Raw genomic sequence first — 709 nt, forward strand, 5'->3', positions numbered from 1 at the left:
ATTGTTGTATGTCCATAGCCATTTTGTGGCTTGGTCTTGAGCCTCCTCAATGCTTTCGATGATGTATTGATCCAGCCATTCGTGCCGGACTGTGCGATTGTAGCGCTCGACCTAGGCGTTCTGCTGCGGCTGTCCGGGTTGGATGTGCTGGATGGTGATCTTGTGCTTCTCAGCCCATTTTCTCAGCGTTTCACTGATGTATTCGGGGCCATTGTCGACCCTGATCGTGCCCGGCTTGCCCCGCCACTCGATGATCCTGTCGAGGCTTCGTGTCACCCGTTCGGCAGGCAGCGAGAAATCGACCTCGATGCCCAGGCCTTCTCGGTTGAAGTCATCCAGCACGTTCAAAAGCCGAAACGCACGGCCGTCGCCGAGGCGATCGGCCATAAAGTCCATGGACCAGGTCACATTGGGCGCGTCCGGCACGGCCAGAACATCAGGCTTCTCCCGTTTCAGCCGCTTGCGGGGCTTGATACGCAGGTTCAGCTCCAGTTCACAGTAAATCCGGTAGACGCGTTTATGGTTCCACGGATGGCCCTTCACGTTGCGCAGATGCAGAAAACACAGGCCAAATCCCCAAGTTTTGCGGGCATCGGTCAGCCCTGTCAGCAGATCGGCGATCACCTCGTTCTCGTCCTTCAGCTTTGGACTATAACGATAACAGGTCTCGCTGACCCCGAAGGCCCGACATGCCAGCGCAATGCTGACC

Annotated in this window: 1 pseudogene; it reads right to left on the minus strand. The window is 56.8% G+C overall.

Annotated elements, in window-relative coordinates:
- A pseudogene (locus tag ACTZWY_RS19810) lies at positions 1–709 on the minus strand (IS3 family transposase); the annotation flags it as partial.

Source organism: Roseinatronobacter sp. NSM, from assembly GCF_052379845.1.
In the GTDB taxonomy this organism is placed as follows: domain Bacteria; phylum Pseudomonadota; class Alphaproteobacteria; order Rhodobacterales; family Rhodobacteraceae; genus Roseinatronobacter.